Origin of the sequence: Thalassospira sp. UBA848, from assembly GCF_002295455.1 — a bacterium.
Classification (GTDB): domain Bacteria; phylum Pseudomonadota; class Alphaproteobacteria; order Rhodospirillales; family Thalassospiraceae; genus Thalassospira.
The window spans coordinates 63,115-64,005 of the sequence record NZ_DBGS01000133.1 but is presented as its reverse complement, the minus strand read 5'-3'; the positions used below and the strand labels follow the sequence as shown (position 1 = coordinate 64,005).

Here is an 891-nt window from a genome sequence, read left to right as displayed (position 1 = left end):
CCATCGGCAGATGTCGCCGTCACACCCAGATCAAACGATCCGCTGAAGTCATCCGGTGGCGTAATGCTCAAACCCTCAAGCTGATCGGAACCCAGCGTCCAGGTACCGTCACCATTATCGGTACCGGCAGACAAAGTTGCACCATCCGGTACACCGGAGATTGTCATCGTCAGCGTCTCGCTGGCATCCGTCAGACCTGCATCGATATCAAGCGCAATGGCGGAGTCTTCGTTGCCCGACGCATCGGACACATCCAGCGTCGGCGCATCTGCAACGCCATCAACGTCAACGGTGATTGATCCTGTCGTAGTCGCAGCATCCGAACCATCGGCAGATGTCGCCGTCACATCCAGATCAAACGATCCACTGAAGTCCTCAGCCGGGGTAATGCTTAAACCGTCAAGCTGATCGGAACCCAGCGTCCAGGTGCCGTCACCATTATCGGTACCGGCAGACAAAGTTGCACCATCCGGTACACCGGAGATGGTCACGGTCAGGGTTTCAGAACTGTCCGCCAGACCTGCGTCGATATCAAGGGCAATGGCTGAATCTTCGTTGCCGGTCGCGTCCGATACATCCAGCGTCGGGGCATCCGCAACACCATCGACATCAACCGTGATAGATCCTGTCGTAGTCGCAACATCTGAGCCATCCACAGATGTCGCCGTTACAGCAAGATCAAACGAACCACTGAAGTCATCCGGCGGGGTAATGCTCAAACCGTCAAGCTGATCGGAACCCAGCGTCCACGTCCCGTCACCATTATCGGTACCGGCAGAAAGGGTCGCACCGTCCGGCACACCACTTATCGTGACTGTGAGAGTTTGAGAGCTGTCGGTGAGACCTGCATCAATGTCGAGGGCAATCGCAGAGTCTTCGTTACCTGAAGCA

Annotated in this window: 1 protein-coding gene; it reads right to left on the bottom strand. The window is 56.2% G+C overall.

The genetic code is table 11. The features are described 5' to 3' along the window. On the bottom strand, positions 1–891 hold an 891-nt coding region (locus tag B2R48_RS18275), incomplete at both ends, for an Ig-like domain-containing protein (RefSeq protein ID WP_297003288.1).